The organism is Bradyrhizobium sp. UFLA03-84, assembly GCF_002289535.1.
GTDB lineage: Bacteria > Pseudomonadota > Alphaproteobacteria > Rhizobiales > Xanthobacteraceae > Bradyrhizobium > Bradyrhizobium viridifuturi.
This window is the reverse complement of record NZ_NSJY01000016.1, coordinates 26,334-41,760: the sequence shown is the minus strand read 5'-3', so window position 1 is coordinate 41,760 and position 15,427 is coordinate 26,334. Positions and strand designations below refer to the sequence as shown.

Here is a 15,427-nt window from a genome sequence, read left to right as displayed (position 1 = left end):
GCATCGCCGGACCTGGCCTGTGCAGGACTGCAAGCCCCCCTGTGCAGAACTAGGCGGTTGATCCCTGGGGAACTCGAAGGCATGATTGTCTCCGCAACGTCGCAAACCTAGAAGAATCATTGCGCGAGACTTCAATAATGAGACGGCCCGTGGTCGGCGTGATCGGAAACGCCCATCGCATTGAAAATCGTTTCACAGTCCAGATGGTCGGAGAGCGCAACCTTCGCGCGGTTGCCGAGGTCTCGGGTGCCGTGCCGCTGATGTTCGCTGGCAGCCCCGAAATCACCGAGGTCGGCGCCTTGCTCGACGTGGTCGATGGCGTCGTGCTGACCGGGGCCCGCGCCAATGTCCATCCGACCCGTTTCAACACCGAGCCCTGTGCCGCGCACGAGCCCTATGACATCCACCGCGACGATGTCGCGCTGGCGCTGTCGGAGGCCTGCGTCGCGCGCGGCGTGCCGATCTTCGGCATCTGCCGCGGCCTGCAGGAGATGAATGTCGCGTTCGGCGGCTCGCTGCATCCGGAGATCCGCGAGATTCCTGGCCGCATGAACCACCGGATGCCGCGGCTGGAGAACGGCGAGATCCATCCTGATCCGACTGTGGTGTTCGCCGACCGTCACGACGTTGCGCTGACGCCGGGTGGCGCCTTCGCAAAGATCCTCGGCCGCGAGACCATTCGCGTCAATTCGCTGCACGGCCAGGGCATCCTCGAGCCCGGCAAGCGCGTCGTGATCGAAGGCATCGCCGAGGACGGCACCATCGAGGCGATCCGCATCGCGGATGCCACGGGCTTTGCGCTCGGCGTGCAGTGGCACGCCGAATACGATCCGCAGCGCAACCCGATCAATCGCGCGCTGTTCGAGGCCTTCGGCGACGCGCTACGCGAGCGGCGGCGGGCGGCGTAGGGGGCCCAAGCTCCACTGTCCCTGCGAAAGCAGGGACCCATAGGCCGCGGCGGTTGTTGTGAATGGGACTCGTCGTTCCGCCATCGTGCGACAAGCAGCATCGGTGGTTATGGGTCCCTGGCTTCGCAGGGACGACACCGAGTTTATGCCGCTGTCAGTGGTCATGCATCCGCATCTTCGCGACGTCATCCGTCCGCGCCTTGCGTTCTGGTGCCAGATCCGGACCAACCGGCGACGGGGAATGACCGTGTCTCCGTACTTATACGGACACGAAAGTGGCGGATTGCGGCGTCGGACTCGGCTAAGCAAGTGGGTGCAAGCCACCCGATATTGCCCCGGCGCCGACAATACCTTTCCTGCTCCTGTTTTTCTTTTCCATTTTCCGGTGCAACTGCTCACGATGAGTTGGTCGGGATGAATTTGTCGGGCCGTCTGGCGGTCGGGATGATGCTTCCCGTCGTCACACTCCTGCTCACACTGGGCTTCATCCATGGCGTGACCTGGCCGGGCATGGCGCTCGCCGGTGGCGCGGTTGCGGTGGTGTTGATGACTGCTGAGCTGATTGCGAGATCGCTGGCCAGGACGCCCGCCCAGTTGGTGCGGGCGGCGGACGCGCTGTCGCGCGGCCAGCCGGTCCCGAGCGGGGCAGTCGGCAATGACGAGGCCGCCCAGCTCGCCGCGACACTTGCCGAGCTCTCGGCGCAATTGGGCAGCCGGCAGCACCTGCTGGAGAAGACCGTCGAGAGCATCCGCGATCCGGTGGTGGTCGCCGATGAGCACGCGATGATCGTGATCGTCAACGCCGCGGCGCGGCGGCTGTACGGTGTCGAGCCCGGTTTTGACACCCTGACCGGCGTTCGCACTTTTCAGAACTATTATGCCGACGGCACCACCGAGATGCCGATCGCGGACACGCCGATGGCGCGCGCGCTGCGCGGCGAGGACATCGACGATTGCGAACTGATCGTCAAACCCCTGCGGCCCGAACCGGCCGTCTATCTTGTCGTCAACGCCAGGCCGTTGCGCGACGATGCCGGCAACCTGCGCGGGGCCGTCATCGTGCTGCACGATGTCACCGCGCAGCGTCAGGCGCATCAGGCGCTGGTGGAGAGCGAGCAGATGGCGCAGGCCATCGTCAGGACCGCGCTCGACGCCTTCGTGCAGACCGACCAGGACGGCATCATCCTCGATTGGAGCCCGCAGGCCGAAGCGCTCACCGGCTGGACGCGCTCCGAGGCGGTCGGTTGTCGCGTCGTCGAACTGGTGTTTCCGGAGGAGCTTCGCGTCGCGCACCGGCAGCGCATCACCCGCTTCCTGCAGGAGGCCGCGGGCGGCGGCATTGGCATGCGCTATGAGACCGCGTCCGTGCACCGCGACGGTCACCGCTTCCATGTCGAAGTGTCGCTCAATGCGCTGCGCCGCGGCGATGGCTGGATCATCAATTCCTTTGTCAGGGACGTCACCCAGCGCCGCATCGCCGAGGAGCAGTTGATCCAGGCGCAGAAGACGGAATCGCTCGGGCGGCTGACCGGCGGCATCGCGCACGACTTCAACAACATGCTGACGGTGATCACGGGCACGGTCGAGATCCTGGCCGATGGGGTCAAGGACAACCCGCAGCTTGCCGCGATCGCCAAGCTGATCAGCGATGCCGCCGATCGCGGCGCGCAGCTCACCTCGAGCCTGCTGGCCTTCGCGCGCAAGCAGCCGCTGCAGCCCGCCGAGACCGACGTCAACGACCTGATCGGCGAAGTAGTCCGCCTGTTGTCGCAGACGCTGGGGTCGCAGACCGAGATCAGGACGGAGCTCAACCGCAACGCCTGGCTCGCCTTCGTCGATCGCAGCCAGCTCGGCGCCGCGCTGGTCAATCTCGCCATCAACGCGCGCGATGCGATGCCTGAGGGCGGCACGCTGACGTTTGCGACCCGCAACATCCAGCTCGGCATTCCCGACGCCGTGGCGCACGGTGTCGAGCGCGCCGGCGACCACCTCGTGATCGAGGTCGCCGACACCGGCACCGGGATTTCGCCGTCGCATTTGGAGAAGATCTTCGATCCGTTCTTCTCCACAAAGGAGGTCGGCCAGGGCACCGGGCTTGGCCTGAGCATGGTGTTCGGCTTCGTCAAGCAGAGCGGCGGCGGGATCGAGGTCACGAGCGAGCAGGGCCGCGGCACCGTCTTCCGGATCTATCTGCCCAAGGCGGAACGCAGCGCGCAGCGCGCGACCGAGGAGGACGATCTGCCGGTCAGGGGCGGCGACGAGACCATCCTGTGCGTGGAAGACGACCCCACGATCCGCGACTATGTCACCGGCCAGCTCGAGAGCCTCGGCTACAAGGTGCTGGCGGCGGCGAACGCGGATGCCGCGCTCGAGATCGTCAACCGCGGCACCGCGTTCGATCTCCTGTTCACCGACATCGTGATGCCCGGCAGTATGAACGGCCGGCAACTGGCGGAAACCCTGATGGCCGGTCGCCCGGCGCTGCGGGTGCTATTCACCTCGGGCTACAGCGATGGCGTCCTGCCGGCGCAACAGGGGCGCGGCGGCCATGGCATTCCGCTGCTGACCAAGCCCTATCGGCGCAGCGAACTGGCGCGGGTGCTGCGACGCTGCCTTGATCTTCAGGTCGACTTCCAGGGCGATCCGGTTCCGCAGCCTTACTCGGTGCAGCCCGATCTCGAACGCTTCCTGCGCGAGAATCCGCCGGAAAAGAGCTAGGATGGGGACGCGCTGCGAGCGCGGCGGCCGCGCGAACATCGCGCACCGGGATCCACAACCTGCTGCCCAACCACCGCGTTCGCCGGGGAGAAGCCTGCAGTGACCATCACGATTACCGCCTTTGAGAGGTCGCCCGACGGCGGCAAGGGACTGGCGCGGGATACGCGGGTTCGCTGGGCGCTTGAAGAGGTGGGGCAACCCTACGCGGTCCGCTTCGTTTCATTTGCTGCGATGAAAGAGCCCGCGCATCTGGCGGTTCACCCGTTTGGCCAGATACCGACGTATGAGGCGGACGATCTCGTCTTGTTCGAGACGGGGGCGATCGTGCTCCACCTCGCCGAGCGCCATGCTGGCCTGCTGCCCGGTGACGCCAATGCCCGGGCGCACGCAATTGCCTGGATGTTCGCCGCGCTCAACACGGTGGAGCCGCCGATCCTCGAGTTCGCGACCGCAAGGCTGTTCGAGCGCGACAAGCCGTGGCATGCAGAACGCCTGCCGCTGGTCGAGGATCGTGTCCGTCAGCGGCTGGACTTGCTGTCGGATCGTCTGGGCGATGCCGACTGGCTCGACGGCGCGTTCAGCGCGGGCGACCTGATGATGGTGTCGGTGCTGCTCCGGCTCAAACCTTCGGGCATGCTCGACGGACATCCGAAGCTTGCGGCGTATGTCGCCCGCGGCGAAGCGCGGCCCGCTTACAAGCGGGCTTTTGCAGCTCAGTTGGCGGTCAATAATCCGCAAGTCGCGGGCTGACCCTACTTGGCGCAAGTTCGACGCGAGGAATGCACAGTGCAGGACCACACCATGATCGCGATCTTCGATGGCCACAATGATGCGGCTCAACACCTCGCCGAGTACCGGGAAGGCGGTCGGGACTTTCTCGTGCGCTCCGAGGAGGGGCATCTCGATCTGCCGCGCGCGCGGGAAGGCGGCATGGTTGGCGGCCTGTTCGCGATGTACGCCAAGGCGGAGCATCCGCGACAAGGCGATTTCACGCGAACCGCCGACGGGTACGAGGTGCGTCTTGCCGAGCCGCTCGATGCGGCCTATGCGCGCCGCACCATCGATGCCCAGCTGAGCGCGCTGGATGCCATGGTGGCCCGCGCCGACGGAAAAATCCGTTGGGCGACCACCGTGGATGAGATCGAGGCGGCGCGGCGGGATGCGGCGTTTTCGATCGTGCTGCATCTCGAGGGCGCCGAAGCGATCGACGCCGATCTCGACGGGCTGGCGAGGCTGTACGCGCGCGGCCTGCGGTCGCTCGGCCCGGTCTGGAGCCGGCCCAATATCTTCGGTCACGGCGTGCCGTTCGCCTATCCGCGTTCGCCGGACACCGGGCCCGGTCTGACCGACGCCGGGAAGGCGCTGGTGAGGGCCTGCAATGAACTTGGAATCATGGTCGATGCAGCCCACCTCAACGAGCGCGGTTTCTGGGATCTGGCGGCGATCAGCACGGCGCCGATCGTGGTCACCCACGCTTGCGCGCACGCGATCTGCCCCGCGACCCGCAACCTGACCGACCGGCAGCTCGATGCCGTCAAGGCGTCAGGCGGCGTCGTTGGTTTTAATTTCAGTGTGTCCGAGGTGCGCCCGGACGGGCACAGCGATCCCGACGCACCGATCGAGACGGTCGCCAACCATCTCGGCTATCTGGTCGAGCGGATGGGTGACGATCACGTGGCGCTGGGGTCCGACTTCGACGGTGCAGTGATGCCGCGTCCGCTCAGGGATGCAAGCCATCTCCAGAGCCTGATCCAGGCATTGCGCGGGCACGGCTTCGATGACGCCACGCTGGGCAAGATCGCCTTTGACAATTGGATGCGGGTGTTGCGCCAAAGTTGGCGATGACCGGTCGCCTGTAGTCCGTAGGATGGGTAGAGCGAAGCGAAACCCACCAGCTTTCGGTCGCAAGGAGAGATGATGGGTACCGCTTCGCTCCACCCATCCTACGCGCTATGCTCCCTCGACAATCGAGCGGCCGGTCAACGGCCCGATCTCAGGGAGCATGGGAATGCAGGACCGCAAATGGTCGAGACGCGACTGGCTCAAGGTGACGGCGGCCACCGCCGCCGGCATGGTGTTCGCCGAACCACTGCGGGCGGCGGCGCCGCCGGCTGAGGCCGTGACGCCGGAACTGGTTGCCGCGGCCAAGAAGGAAGGCAAGATCTCGTTCTACAGCGCGCTGGAGCTGAACACGGCCGAGCGCTTGGCGCGCGACTTCGAGCAGAAATATCCGGGCATCAGCGTCCGCGTCGAACGCTCCGGCGCCGAGCGGATTTTCCAGCGCATCGCCCAGGAGCAGGGCAGCGGCATCCACGCCGTCGATGTCGCCAACTCGACCGATCCCGCGCATTACCTCGACTGGAAGAAGAACGACTGGCTCGCGGCCTACATGCCGGAAGCCGTCGCAAAACATTTTCCGGCTGACCAGATCGATCCCGACGGCACCTCGGCGACCTCATGCGCCTGGTTCGAGGTGATCGGCTACAACACCGAACAGGTGAAGCGCGAGGAGGCGCCGAAGAGCTATGCCGATCTGCTTGATCCCCGGTGGCGCGGCAAGATCGTCAAGGCTCACCCGGGCTACTCCGGTGCGATCCTGACCGCGACCTTCGTGCTAGCGCGCGATCTCGGCTGGCCGTACCTGGAGAAGCTGTCGCAGCAGCGGGTGATGCAGGTGCAGTCGGCCGCCGATCCACCGAAGAAGATCCTGCTCGGCGAGCGCGCCGTCATGGCCGACGGCAACGACTACAACCTAGTGCTGGCCAAGGACCAGGGCAAACCGGTCGAGGTGGTCTACCCGGCCGAGGGCGCGCCGCTGATCATCGTGCCGAGCGGCATCTTCAAGAGCGCGCCGAACCCGAACGCGGCGCGGCTGTTCCAGAGCTATTTCTTCAGCGCCGAAACCCAGCAGATGCTGGCCGACGAATTCGCGCACCGCTCGTTCCACGCCGGGGTGAAGGAGAAGGCAGGGCACGTACCGCTCGACAAGCTGAAGATGCTGAAGGCCGATCCGGCCCAGGTGCAGGCGCAGAGCGAGGAGATCAAGGCGAGGTACGCGAAGCTGTTCAGGGTGTAGCGCGGGCCGCGGTCGGTAGGATGGGTAGAGCGCAGCGAAACCCATCTTTGCGTGGTTCGAAATTGACGGGTCTCGCTACGCTCTATCCGTCCTGCACGCTCCTCGTCCGACGCGGCTAGGCCGCTCGCATTGATCGCTGCGCGCGGTAGGCTTGCGGCGATGTCAGCGTCAGCTTTCGAAAAGCCTTGCGAAAACTGCTCTCGTCCTCGTAGCCGGTGGCGCGGGCGATTGCCTTGATCGGTTGCGCTGTGATCTCCAGCAGCGTGCGGGCGTGCTCGACGCGGCGGCGCGTGATGAAGGCCTGCGGTGGCTCGTGGGTCAGCTCGCGGAAGCGCCGGTTCAGCGTGCGTTCGCTCAGGCCCAGCGCCTGTGCGAGGCCCCGCACCGTGATCGGCGCCTTGCCGGTGCGGCGCACCAGCATGTCCGCCTTGATCAGCAGCGGGTCTTGTCCGAGCATGTAGCCGAGCGGCATGAAGATCGCCTGGGTGCGCTGCGCGGTGTCGATCACGGCATAGTCGGCGCAGATTTTCGCGACCTCAGCGCCCTCGACCAGTTCGATCAACCGCAGCAGCAGATCGACCCACGACATCGGCCCGGCGGCACAGACCAGGCGGTCGGCCTGCGTGATGACGGCATCGCTGGCGAGATCGATCCGGGGATGGCGGCGGCGCAGCTCGCTCTGCAGCCACCAGGTGATGGTGGCGCGGCGGCCATCGAGCAAGCCGGCATTGGCGAGCAGCAGCACGCCGCTGCAGAAGGCGCCGATCAGCCGGCCGCTGGCATGTTGCTGGCGCAGCCAGGCGCCGGCGCGGTCATATTGCGGCTGCAGGCGCTCGGCGGTGAGATGATCGACCAGGCTGCCGGGCACGATGATCGCGTCGAATGCCGCCCGCTTGCTGACTGCGCCGTCGACGGCGAGCAGCTTGCCGCCGCCGGCACGCACCGCCTTGCCGTCGAGCGAGAGCGTCTGCCAGCTGAAGCGCGCCTTGCCGCCGCGCAGCGCCATCACATGGTTGCCGAGCGTGAGGATGTCGGCGATGCCGGCGACCGCCGATTGCATGCAGCCTTCCAGCGCGAGGATCGCAAGCTTCATGGGACCTCCAGGCGTTGCCGTCATCCTACCCGATCGGCGCGATCAGGCGGTGGCAGATATTGCCCGATCTCTGTCTGATCGGCCACTGCCTGATCGCGCCGTGCCGGTCCATCTTCGCTGCGTTGTCACCACCTCTACAATGGAGAGAGACCATGCCTTACGTCACCATTTCCACCGTCCGCGGCATCTTCGATGTCGCCCAGAAGAAGGCGCTGCTTGAGCGCGTCACCGATCTCATGGTCGAGGTCGAGGGGCAGGGCGACCCGGACTTCCGCCGCAACGTCTGGGTCAAGATCGAGGAGGGCGAGCCGGCGAGCTGGTCGCTCGGCGGCATGATGCCGACGCCGGACCTGATCGCGGGCAAATTCGGCGCGCTCGATGCCGGCGGCCGGCGGGTTGCGAAAGTGAAGGCGTAATCGCCGAACAGGACAAAAGGCGCTTCCGGTAGAGGCGCCTTTTGCACACGTCAGCTCGATGCGTCTGACAAGCACGCGACCGCGGCTAGGGACGACGTACCTCGAAGTAGGTTTTGCCTCCGCGCAGAAAGCCCGCTTCCTCGTAGAAGCGGAGGGTGCTCTCCCGCTTCGAGCCCGTCGCCAGCAGGACCTTGTAGCAGTCGGCCTGCCAGGCAAGATCGAGTGCATGAGCAAGGACCCGCCGGCCGAGTCCGAGCCGACGGTAGTCGGCGTGAGTGACGACATTCTCGATCACGCCATATGACCTGCCGCCTCGAGACAGGTTGGGCACGATCGCGAGCGTGCACGAAGCGACCAGCAGGTCCGCCGCCTGTGCGACGATCACGGTCATGAAGCTGGATGCAAGCAGCGTCGACCAGACCCGCTCGGCAGTGGTTGTCTCCAGCTCGGGGTCGTGCGGATGAAGATGTCGATAGAGGTTCAACACCGCGGGCAGTTCGTGCTCTACCGCAGAGCGGACGACGGCTTCGGTCATGGGCTGACACCAGGAATCGCAGGGACACAGTCAAGACGCAGGACGGGTATCGCTTCGCTCCATCCATCCTACGGACGTCTACCCCGAAAACAAAAGGCGCTTCCGGTGGAAGCGCCTTTCGCATGCGTTCAGTGCTGCAAGCTTACAGCGAGTAGTACATCTCGAACTCGACCGGGTGCGGGGTCATTTCGAAACGGGCGACCTCGGTCATCTTCAGCTCGATATAGGCGTCGATGAAGTCGTCATCGAACACGCCGCCGTTCTTGAGGAACGCGCGATCCTTGTCGAGGCTCTCCAGCGCTTCGCGCAGCGAACCGCAGACGGTCGGGATCTGCTTCAGCTCTTCCTTCGGCAGATCGTAGAGGTCCTTGTCCATCGCCGGACCCGGATCGATCTTGTTCTTGATGCCGTCGAGGCCGGCCATCAGCATCGCGGCGAAGCCGAGATACGGGTTGGCCATCGGGTCGGGGAAACGCACCTCGACGCGCTTGGCCTTCGGGTTCGCGGTGTAGGGGATGCGGCAGGATGCCGAACGGTTGCGCGCGGAGTAGGCGAGCAGCACCGGCGCCTCGTAGCCCGGGACCAGACGCTTGTAGGAGTTGGTCGACGGGTTGGTGAAGGCGTTGATCGCCTTGGCGTGCTTGATGATGCCGCCGATGTAGTGCAGGCAGGTCTCCGACAGGTCGGCGTACTTGTTGCCGGCGAAGGTCGGCTTGCCGTCCTTCCAGATCGACTGGTGGACGTGCATGCCCGAGCCGTTGTCGCCGTAGACCGGCTTCGGCATGAAGGTGGCGGTCTTGCCGTAGATGTGGGCGACCTGGTGGATGCAGTACTTGTAGACCTGCATCTGGTCGGCCATCAGCGTCAGCGTGTCGAACTTCATTCCGAGCTCGTGCTGGGCCGAAGCGACTTCATGGTGGTGCTTCTCGACCTTGACGCCCATCTTGGCCATCGCGCCGAGCATCTCGGAGCGCATGTCCTGCACGGAGTCCTGCGGCGGCACCGGGAAGTAGCCGGCCTTGGTGCGGATGCGGTGGCCGAGGTTGCCGCCCTCATATTCGGTGGCCGAGTTGATCGGCAGTTCGGAGGAGTCGAGGCGGAAGCCGGTGTTGTAGGGATCGGCCGAATAGCGCACGTCGTCGAACACGAAGAACTCGGCCTCGGGGCCGACGAACACGGTGTCGCCCACGCCCATCGACTTCACCATGGCCTCGGCCTTCTTGGCGATGCCGCGGGGATCGCGGTTGTAGGGCTCGCCGGTGGTCGGCTCGAGCACGTCGCAGGTGATGACCATGGTGGTCTCGGCGAAGAACGGGTCGATCGTCGCGGTCACCGGGTCGGGCATCAGGCACATGTCGGATTCATTGATCGCCTTCCAGCCGGCGATCGACGAGCCGTCGAACATGGTGCCCTCGGCGAAGATATCGTCATCGATCATGCTGACGTCGAAGGTGACGTGCTGCCACTTGCCGCGCGGATCGGTGAAGCGCAGGTCGACGTATTTGACGTCGTTGTCCTTGATCGATTTCAGGACGTCTTTGGCGGTCTTCATGAATACCCCTTATGGATGTGCGGGTGTGTTTCCGGCGGTGGGCGACGTTATTCCCGCTTTTGGCGGGTTCGTGTGACTACTCAAACGAAATCAGGCTGCCGAAGCAGCCTTTTTTCTCTTTTGCGTCAGAAATTCCGGATAGCACCGCCCTTAAATAGCGTCCAGCCCGGATTCGCCGGTCCGGATGCGGATGGCTTCCTCGATATTGGAGACGAAGATCTTGCCGTCGCCGATCCGTCCGGTCTGGGCCGCGCGGCGGATCGCGTCGATCGCCTTCTCGACCAGGTCGTCGCCGATCACGATCTCGATCTTCACCTTGGGCAGGAAGTCGACGATGTATTCCGCACCGCGATACAGCTCGGCATGGCCCTTCTGACGGCCAAATCCCTTGGCCTCGGTCACGGTGATGCCTTGCAGTCCGACTTCCTGGAGCGCTTCTTTCACCTCGTCGAGCTTGAAGGGCTTGATGATGGCTTCAATCTTCTTCACTGAGCGCCTCCCGGGCATTGCAGATTGCAGGGTCGAGTTCGATGCGCGTGGGGCGCAGTCTGGTTGGTCTTAAGCTTCCGGCCGGTGGCCGGAAACACGCGCAATGGTCGCATCGAGCGGCCTGTACGCGGCTTCCTCAAAAGCAGGGTCTATGCCAAGTTGTTAAGGTCCCCGATTTCGGAATGTTATCAGCCTTTTAACAGGCAGTCGGTTGATATCGAACCACATGGGCTATGATATCCAAGCCTAACAAATAGGCAAATAGATCAATCCGTATGCAGGCGGCCAGTAGAAACCCCGAGAACGTCACAGGAATTGCCTCTCGAAAAGGCGAAGCGATTGAGGATTCGGCATGGACGTTCTGACCACCACCGAGATGGAGCGTGCCGACCGGCTGACCATCGCAGCCGGCACGCCGGGCTTCGCGCTCATGATGAGCGCCGGCCAGGCTGTCGCCGAGGCCGCGATGGACTTGGTCGAGGAGGGGCCGATCGTCGTGGTCGCCGGCCGTGGCAACAATGGCGGCGATGGCTTTGTCGCCGCCGCCGAGCTCGCCGCGCGCGGCCGTGAGGTCTCGGTGATCCTGCTCTGCGAGCGCGACAGCCTGCAAGGCGATGCTGCGCTGGCAGCGAAGGGCTGGAAATATCCCGTGCTGCCGTTCAACCCGCAGGCGCTCGGCAAGCCGGCACTGATCATCGACGCGCTGTTTGGCGCCGGTCTCAATCGTCCGGTGAAGGGCGATCCGCTGGAGATGATCGCGGCCGTCAACGCCAACGGTACGCCGGTGCTGGCGGTCGACCTGCCGAGCGGCATCAATGGCACCACTGGAGCCGTGATGGGCGCGGCGGTGCAGGCGACCGAAACCGTCACCTTCTTCCGCAAGAAGCCCGCGCATCTGTTGCTGCCGGGCCGGATCTATTGCGGCCGGGTCCGCGTCGCGGATATCGGCATCGACGCGCAGGTGCTCGACGAGATCAAGCCGCTGACCGCGGAGAATGCCCCGGAGGCCTGGCGATGGTCGTTTCCGGTGCCGCGGATCGACGGTCACAAATACGCAAGGGGGCACGCCGTCGTGGTCTCGGGCGATCTCGCCTCGACCGGCGCTGCGCGGCTCGCCGCGCGCGCGGCGCTGCGCGCCGGCGCCGGCCTCGTAACGTTGGCCTCGCCGCGCGATGCGCTTGTGGTCAATGCCGCGGCGCTGACCGCGGTGATGGTGCGCGCGGTCGATAACCCGATCCAGTTCGCCGAACTGCTCGGCGACAAGCGCCTCAACGCCTGTGTGATCGGTCCCGGTGCCGGGGTCAGCGCGCGCACCCGCGACTTCGTTCACACCGCACTCTCGGCGCAGCGGCACCTCGTGCTCGACGCCGATGCGCTGACCAGTTTTGCCGGTTCGCCGGACCGGCTGTTCGAGGCGATCAAGGCCTCCGACGGTCTCGGGGTGGTGCTGACCCCTCATGAGGGCGAGTTTCCGCGGCTGTTCAGCGATATCTCCAACAAGCATCCGGGCCGCTCCAAGCTCGAACGCGTGCGCGCGGCGGCCGAGCGCTCCGGCGCGGTGGTGCTGCTGAAGGGCGCCGACACCGTGATCGCATCTCCGGATGGGCGCGCCACCATCGCCGCCAACGCGCCGCCGTGGCTTGCCACCGCCGGCGCCGGCGATGTGCTCGCAGGCATCATCGCGGGCTTCCTCGCGCAGGGCGTCGCGGCTTTCGAGGCGGCCAGCATTGGTGTGTGGCTGCACGGCGAAGGGGCCAGCGAGGCAGGGCCCGGCCTGATCGCCGAGGACCTGACCGAGGTGCTGCCGGCCGTGTTCCGCCGCCTCTATGACGAGTTCGGCATTGAATACTAGGCGGCTCGCGCTTGCCGACATGGACGCCGCGGCGCGCGTGCATCGTGCGGCGTTCGATCACGCGCTGCCCTGGCTCGCCGGCCTGCATACGCCCGACGAAGACCGCTGGTTCTATCGCGAGCGGATGTTTTCGGTCTGCACACTGTGGGGCGCGTTCGACGGCGAGGCCATGAGCGGCGTCATCGCGTTCCACGACGACTGGATCGAGCAACTCTACGTGCTGCCGGCCGCACAGGGGCGCGGCATCGGCAGCGCGCTGCTCGATATCGCGAAGCAGGGCGCCGACCGGCTGCAACTCTGGACCTTCCAGCGCAACGCACGGACGCGAAGCTTCTATGAGGCCCGCGGCTTTGTCGCGGTGGAGCAGACCGATGGCAGCCGCAACGAGGAGAAGGAGCCGGACGTGCGCTATCTCTGGACGCAAGTGCCCGCGCGCGAGTGTCGAGACGCGGCGGTCCGTCCTGCAATGACGGACCGCCGCGGCGACTGATGCTGCTCAGGCAACGTCGGTGGAGAGCGAAACGTCCTTCCACGCAGCGAATTCGGCCTGCAGCAGTTTCATCTTGTCCTCGACGAGCCGAACGGCATCGCTGCCGAGCAGCAGGTGCGCCGGCGGATCGGCCGACAGTGCGAGTTTCAGCATGGCCTGCGCGGCCTTCTGGGGATCGCCAACCTGCCGGCCACTCATTTCCATGCGGCGTTTGCGGATCGGGTCGATGAGAACGTCATAGTCGGGGATCGATCGTTCTGCCCGTACCATCGATCGTCCGGCCCAGTCGGTGCGGAAGCTGCCGGGTTCGACCGCCGTGACCTTGATGCCGAGGTCATTGACTTCCTTGCCGAGGGTTTCGGAGATTCCTTCCAGTGCGAACTTGCTGCCGTGATAGTAGCTGAGACCGGGCATCGTGATGAACCCGCCCATCGACGTCACGTTGAGGATATGCCCGGCGCGGCGCCTGCGCATGAAGGGCAGCACCGCCTGGATCATCGCCACCGCACCGAAGACGTTGACCTCGAACTGGCGTCGCAGGTCGTCGATCGATGATTCCTCCAGAATGCCCTCGTGACCATAGCCGGCGTTGTTCACCAGAACGTCGATCGCGCCGATCCTGCGCTCGACCTCGGCGACGGCGGGCGCGATCGCTTCGAAGTTGGTGACATCAAGAAGTACCGCGTGCACGCCTTCGCCGAGTGCTTCGAACTTCTGCTTGTCGTTCTCGTTGCGCACGGTGCCGACGACGGCATGGCCGTCACCCAATGCAGCCTCGGCCAACGCGCGGCCGAAGCCGGATGAAACGCCCGTGATCAGGAAAGTCTTTGCCATAGGGGATGTCCTTTAGATCAGGTTGCCGATCCAGATTGCGGGCTCGATATAGCCGACTTGATTAGTGCAATAATCGGCATAAAGTGGCATGACCTGATGCAGGTAATCGTACAATGCAGCATGCTGGTCTTTTTGAGCTGAACGCGGTCGTCGCGATCTCGACACATCGCAGCTTTCGCGCCGCCGCGACCGAGCTCGGCATTTCGCCATCGGCGCTCAGTCATGCGATCGCCGGGCTGGAGAAGAAGCTGGGCGTGCGTCTCATCAACCGGACGACGCGCAGCGTCGCGCTGTCGGAGGCGGGCGAGCGCTTTCTCGCGAGGGTCAGTCCCGCGCTGCGCGAGATTGCCGGCGCGATGGAGGACGTGAACGAGTTCCGCGACACTCCAGCAGGCACGCTGCGCATCAATCTGAAGGAGCGCGCCGCACACCAGATCGTACGCCCCGTCGTCGTAAAGTTTCTGCGGCTCTATCCCGACATGAACGTCGAATTGACGCTGGAGGGCCGGCCCATCGATATCGTCGCGGAGGGCTTCGATGCCGGCATCCGGCTGGCCGAAGCCGTGCCGCAGGACATGGTCGCGATTCCCTGCGGCCCGGACACGCGTTTCATTGTCGTTGGCGCGCCCGGCTATTTCGCGCGCGCGTCGGTGCCGCGGTCTCCGCTTGATCTGCTCACCCATGAATGCATTCGCAGGCGGATGCCCAGCGGCAAGATCTATCACTGGGAGTTCGAAAAGCGCGGCGGCGAGCAGATGGCGGTGGATGTCCCGGGCAGACTGACCCTCGACGGCGACACCTTGATGGTCGAAGCCGCTCTCGAAGGGCTGGGACTGGCGTTCGTCAGTGATTTCTGGGTCGCCGGACATCTCGCGGCCGGAACGTTGCGGGCCGTGCTGGACGACTGGACGCCGCCATTCCCCGGCCTGCGTCTCTACTATCCGCGGCATCGGCACATGACGGCCGGGCTGCGGGCTTTCGTCGACATGATACGAGCAGAGACCAAGTCGGCCGCTAAAGGGGGCAGGGCCCTCCCACCCCCAGCCAAGCGATCGGGCGGTCATCGCAAGCGCGCTTGAGCTGCAGGGTGCTGCGGGCGATCGGTGACAACGCCGGCCGATTCACTCCGCGGCTGAAATCAGCGTGGTTTGGTTCACGCGCGTCTCGCCCTTCAGATTGTCGACGGTGACGTGCGTGTCGTACCAGGTCAGCCGCGGCCGGACCCCGAACCGCTCGGTGAGCTCCGCGACCTTGGCCTCGGTGAACCAAGCCTCGGCCTCTTGCCGGCTCTCCCACAAGTAGACGCCGCCGGTGCCGGCTTCTCCGTTGAGGTAGTCTTTGCGGATCAGCCCCTTTGTCGCGAGGTTTCGATAGATGGGGGCCGTGCTCATGCCGCCATTGATGGCCTGTTCCTCAGTCCGTTTCGGAAGGTCGAATTGAACGACGACGATGCACTGTGCCATC

15 protein-coding genes are annotated in these 15,427 nt (G+C 65.1%); 9 read left to right on the top strand and 6 right to left on the bottom strand.

Annotation, left to right across the window (positions count from 1 at the left end):
• Window positions 1-137 precede the first annotated feature (137 nt).
• The 5 genes from CK489_RS30110 to CK489_RS30090 all read left to right on the top strand — a co-directional run bounded on the left by CK489_RS30110 (window position 138) and on the right by CK489_RS30090 (window position 6,702).
• Window positions 138-908 carry a gamma-glutamyl-gamma-aminobutyrate hydrolase family protein gene (locus CK489_RS30110; RefSeq protein ID WP_050627340.1) on the top strand — a complete coding sequence of 257 codons (771 nt, stop codon included), beginning with the start codon at window positions 138-140 and terminating at the stop codon, window positions 906-908.
• Between the two features lie 444 nt (window positions 909-1,352).
• Window positions 1,353-3,626, top strand: coding sequence for a PAS domain S-box protein (locus CK489_RS30105; protein ID WP_158226522.1), 2,274 nt, complete (start codon window positions 1,353-1,355; stop codon window positions 3,624-3,626).
• A 99-nt stretch (window positions 3,627-3,725) separates the two neighbouring features.
• The gene (locus tag CK489_RS30100) at window positions 3,726-4,376 is read left to right on the top strand and encodes a glutathione S-transferase family protein (protein ID WP_095734907.1); all 651 of its coding nucleotides are present in this window, start codon (window positions 3,726-3,728) and stop codon (window positions 4,374-4,376) included.
• Window positions 4,377-4,412: 36 nt separating this feature from the next.
• A complete protein-coding gene (locus CK489_RS30095) occupies window positions 4,413-5,471 on the top strand; it encodes a dipeptidase (RefSeq protein WP_244486037.1) in 1,059 nt (352 codons plus the stop codon).
• Between the two features lie 163 nt (window positions 5,472-5,634).
• A complete protein-coding gene (locus CK489_RS30090; protein WP_050627474.1) occupies window positions 5,635-6,702 on the top strand; it encodes an ABC transporter substrate-binding protein in 1,068 nt (355 codons plus the stop codon).
• Between the two features lie 115 nt (window positions 6,703-6,817).
• Here CK489_RS30090 and CK489_RS30085 read toward each other — a convergent pair whose 3' ends face one another.
• Window positions 6,818-7,795 (bottom strand): GlxA family transcriptional regulator, encoded by a 978-nt coding sequence (locus CK489_RS30085; protein ID WP_095734906.1) that lies wholly within the window; start codon window positions 7,793-7,795, stop codon window positions 6,818-6,820.
• A gap of 152 nt (window positions 7,796-7,947) precedes the next feature.
• On the opposite strand from CK489_RS30085, the gene CK489_RS30080 reads away from it, so the two are divergent.
• Window positions 7,948-8,211 carry a tautomerase family protein gene (locus CK489_RS30080; protein ID WP_095734905.1) on the top strand — a complete coding sequence of 88 codons (264 nt, stop codon included), beginning with the start codon at window positions 7,948-7,950 and terminating at the stop codon, window positions 8,209-8,211.
• Window positions 8,212-8,296: 85 nt separating this feature from the next.
• Here CK489_RS30080 and CK489_RS30075 read toward each other — a convergent pair whose 3' ends face one another.
• The 3 genes from CK489_RS30075 to CK489_RS30065 all read right to left on the bottom strand — a co-directional run bounded on the left by CK489_RS30075 (window position 8,297) and on the right by CK489_RS30065 (window position 10,787).
• Window positions 8,297-8,746 carry a GNAT family N-acetyltransferase gene (locus CK489_RS30075; RefSeq protein WP_095734904.1) on the bottom strand — a complete coding sequence of 150 codons (450 nt, stop codon included), beginning with the start codon at window positions 8,744-8,746 and terminating at the stop codon, window positions 8,297-8,299.
• A gap of 142 nt (window positions 8,747-8,888) precedes the next feature.
• A complete protein-coding gene (gene glnA / locus CK489_RS30070) occupies window positions 8,889-10,298 on the bottom strand; it encodes a type I glutamate--ammonia ligase (protein ID WP_050627332.1) in 1,410 nt (469 codons plus the stop codon).
• A gap of 150 nt (window positions 10,299-10,448) precedes the next feature.
• Window positions 10,449-10,787: a P-II family nitrogen regulator gene (locus CK489_RS30065; protein ID WP_011441447.1), complete on the bottom strand. Its 339-nt coding sequence runs from the start codon at window positions 10,785-10,787 to the stop codon at window positions 10,449-10,451.
• Window positions 10,788-11,139: 352 nt separating this feature from the next.
• On the opposite strand from CK489_RS30065, the gene CK489_RS30060 reads away from it, so the two are divergent.
• The gene (locus tag CK489_RS30060; RefSeq protein ID WP_095734903.1) at window positions 11,140-12,639 is read left to right on the top strand and encodes an NAD(P)H-hydrate dehydratase; all 1,500 of its coding nucleotides are present in this window, start codon (window positions 11,140-11,142) and stop codon (window positions 12,637-12,639) included.
• Window positions 12,614-13,129 carry a GNAT family N-acetyltransferase gene (locus tag CK489_RS30055; protein ID WP_095734902.1) on the top strand — a complete coding sequence of 172 codons (516 nt, stop codon included), beginning with the start codon at window positions 12,614-12,616 and terminating at the stop codon, window positions 13,127-13,129. Before CK489_RS30060 ends, CK489_RS30055 begins: the two co-directional genes overlap by 26 nt.
• A 6-nt stretch (window positions 13,130-13,135) precedes the next feature.
• Here CK489_RS30055 and CK489_RS30050 read toward each other — a convergent pair whose 3' ends face one another.
• Entirely contained in the window at window positions 13,136-13,963 is an 828-nt protein-coding gene (locus CK489_RS30050; protein WP_095734901.1) for an oxidoreductase, read from the bottom strand.
• A gap of 113 nt (window positions 13,964-14,076) precedes the next feature.
• Here CK489_RS30050 and CK489_RS30045 point away from each other — a divergent pair, with 113 nt between their 5' ends.
• Entirely contained in the window at window positions 14,077-15,042 is a 966-nt protein-coding gene (locus CK489_RS30045; RefSeq protein ID WP_095734900.1) for a LysR family transcriptional regulator, read from the top strand.
• A 42-nt stretch (window positions 15,043-15,084) separates the two neighbouring features.
• On the opposite strand, the gene CK489_RS30040 is transcribed toward CK489_RS30045, so the two are convergent.
• On the bottom strand, window positions 15,085-15,426 hold the full coding sequence (locus CK489_RS30040; RefSeq protein WP_050626338.1) for a hypothetical protein: 342 nt from the start codon (window positions 15,424-15,426) through the stop codon (window positions 15,085-15,087).
• Window position 15,427: the final 1 nt, after the last annotated feature.

Bases quoted from the DNA above. Each gene is read 5' to 3' on its own strand.
- CK489_RS30110 (WP_050627340.1), top strand. From the start codon at position 138: ATGAGACGGCCCGTGGTCGGCGTGATCGGAAACGCCCATCGCATTGAA.
- CK489_RS30105 (WP_158226522.1), top strand. From the start codon at position 1,353: ATGATGCTTCCCGTCGTCACACTCCTGCTCACACTGGGCTTCATCCAT.
- CK489_RS30090 (WP_050627474.1), top strand. From the start codon at position 5,635: ATGCAGGACCGCAAATGGTCGAGACGCGACTGGCTCAAGGTGACGGCG.
- CK489_RS30085 (WP_095734906.1), bottom strand. From the start codon at position 7,795: ATGAAGCTTGCGATCCTCGCGCTGGAAGGCTGCATGCAATCGGCGGTC.
- CK489_RS30080 (WP_095734905.1), top strand. From the start codon at position 7,948: ATGCCTTACGTCACCATTTCCACCGTCCGCGGCATCTTCGATGTCGCC.
- CK489_RS30075 (WP_095734904.1), bottom strand. From the start codon at position 8,746: ATGACCGAAGCCGTCGTCCGCTCTGCGGTAGAGCACGAACTGCCCGCG.
- glnA (WP_050627332.1), bottom strand. From the start codon at position 10,298: ATGAAGACCGCCAAAGACGTCCTGAAATCGATCAAGGACAACGACGTC.
- CK489_RS30060 (WP_095734903.1), top strand. From the start codon at position 11,140: ATGGACGTTCTGACCACCACCGAGATGGAGCGTGCCGACCGGCTGACC.
- CK489_RS30055 (WP_095734902.1), top strand. From the start codon at position 12,614: ATGACGAGTTCGGCATTGAATACTAGGCGGCTCGCGCTTGCCGACATG.
- CK489_RS30050 (WP_095734901.1), bottom strand. From the start codon at position 13,963: ATGGCAAAGACTTTCCTGATCACGGGCGTTTCATCCGGCTTCGGCCGC.
- CK489_RS30045 (WP_095734900.1), top strand. From the start codon at position 14,077: ATGCAGCATGCTGGTCTTTTTGAGCTGAACGCGGTCGTCGCGATCTCG.
- CK489_RS30040 (WP_050626338.1), bottom strand. From the start codon at position 15,426: ATGGCACAGTGCATCGTCGTCGTTCAATTCGACCTTCCGAAACGGACT.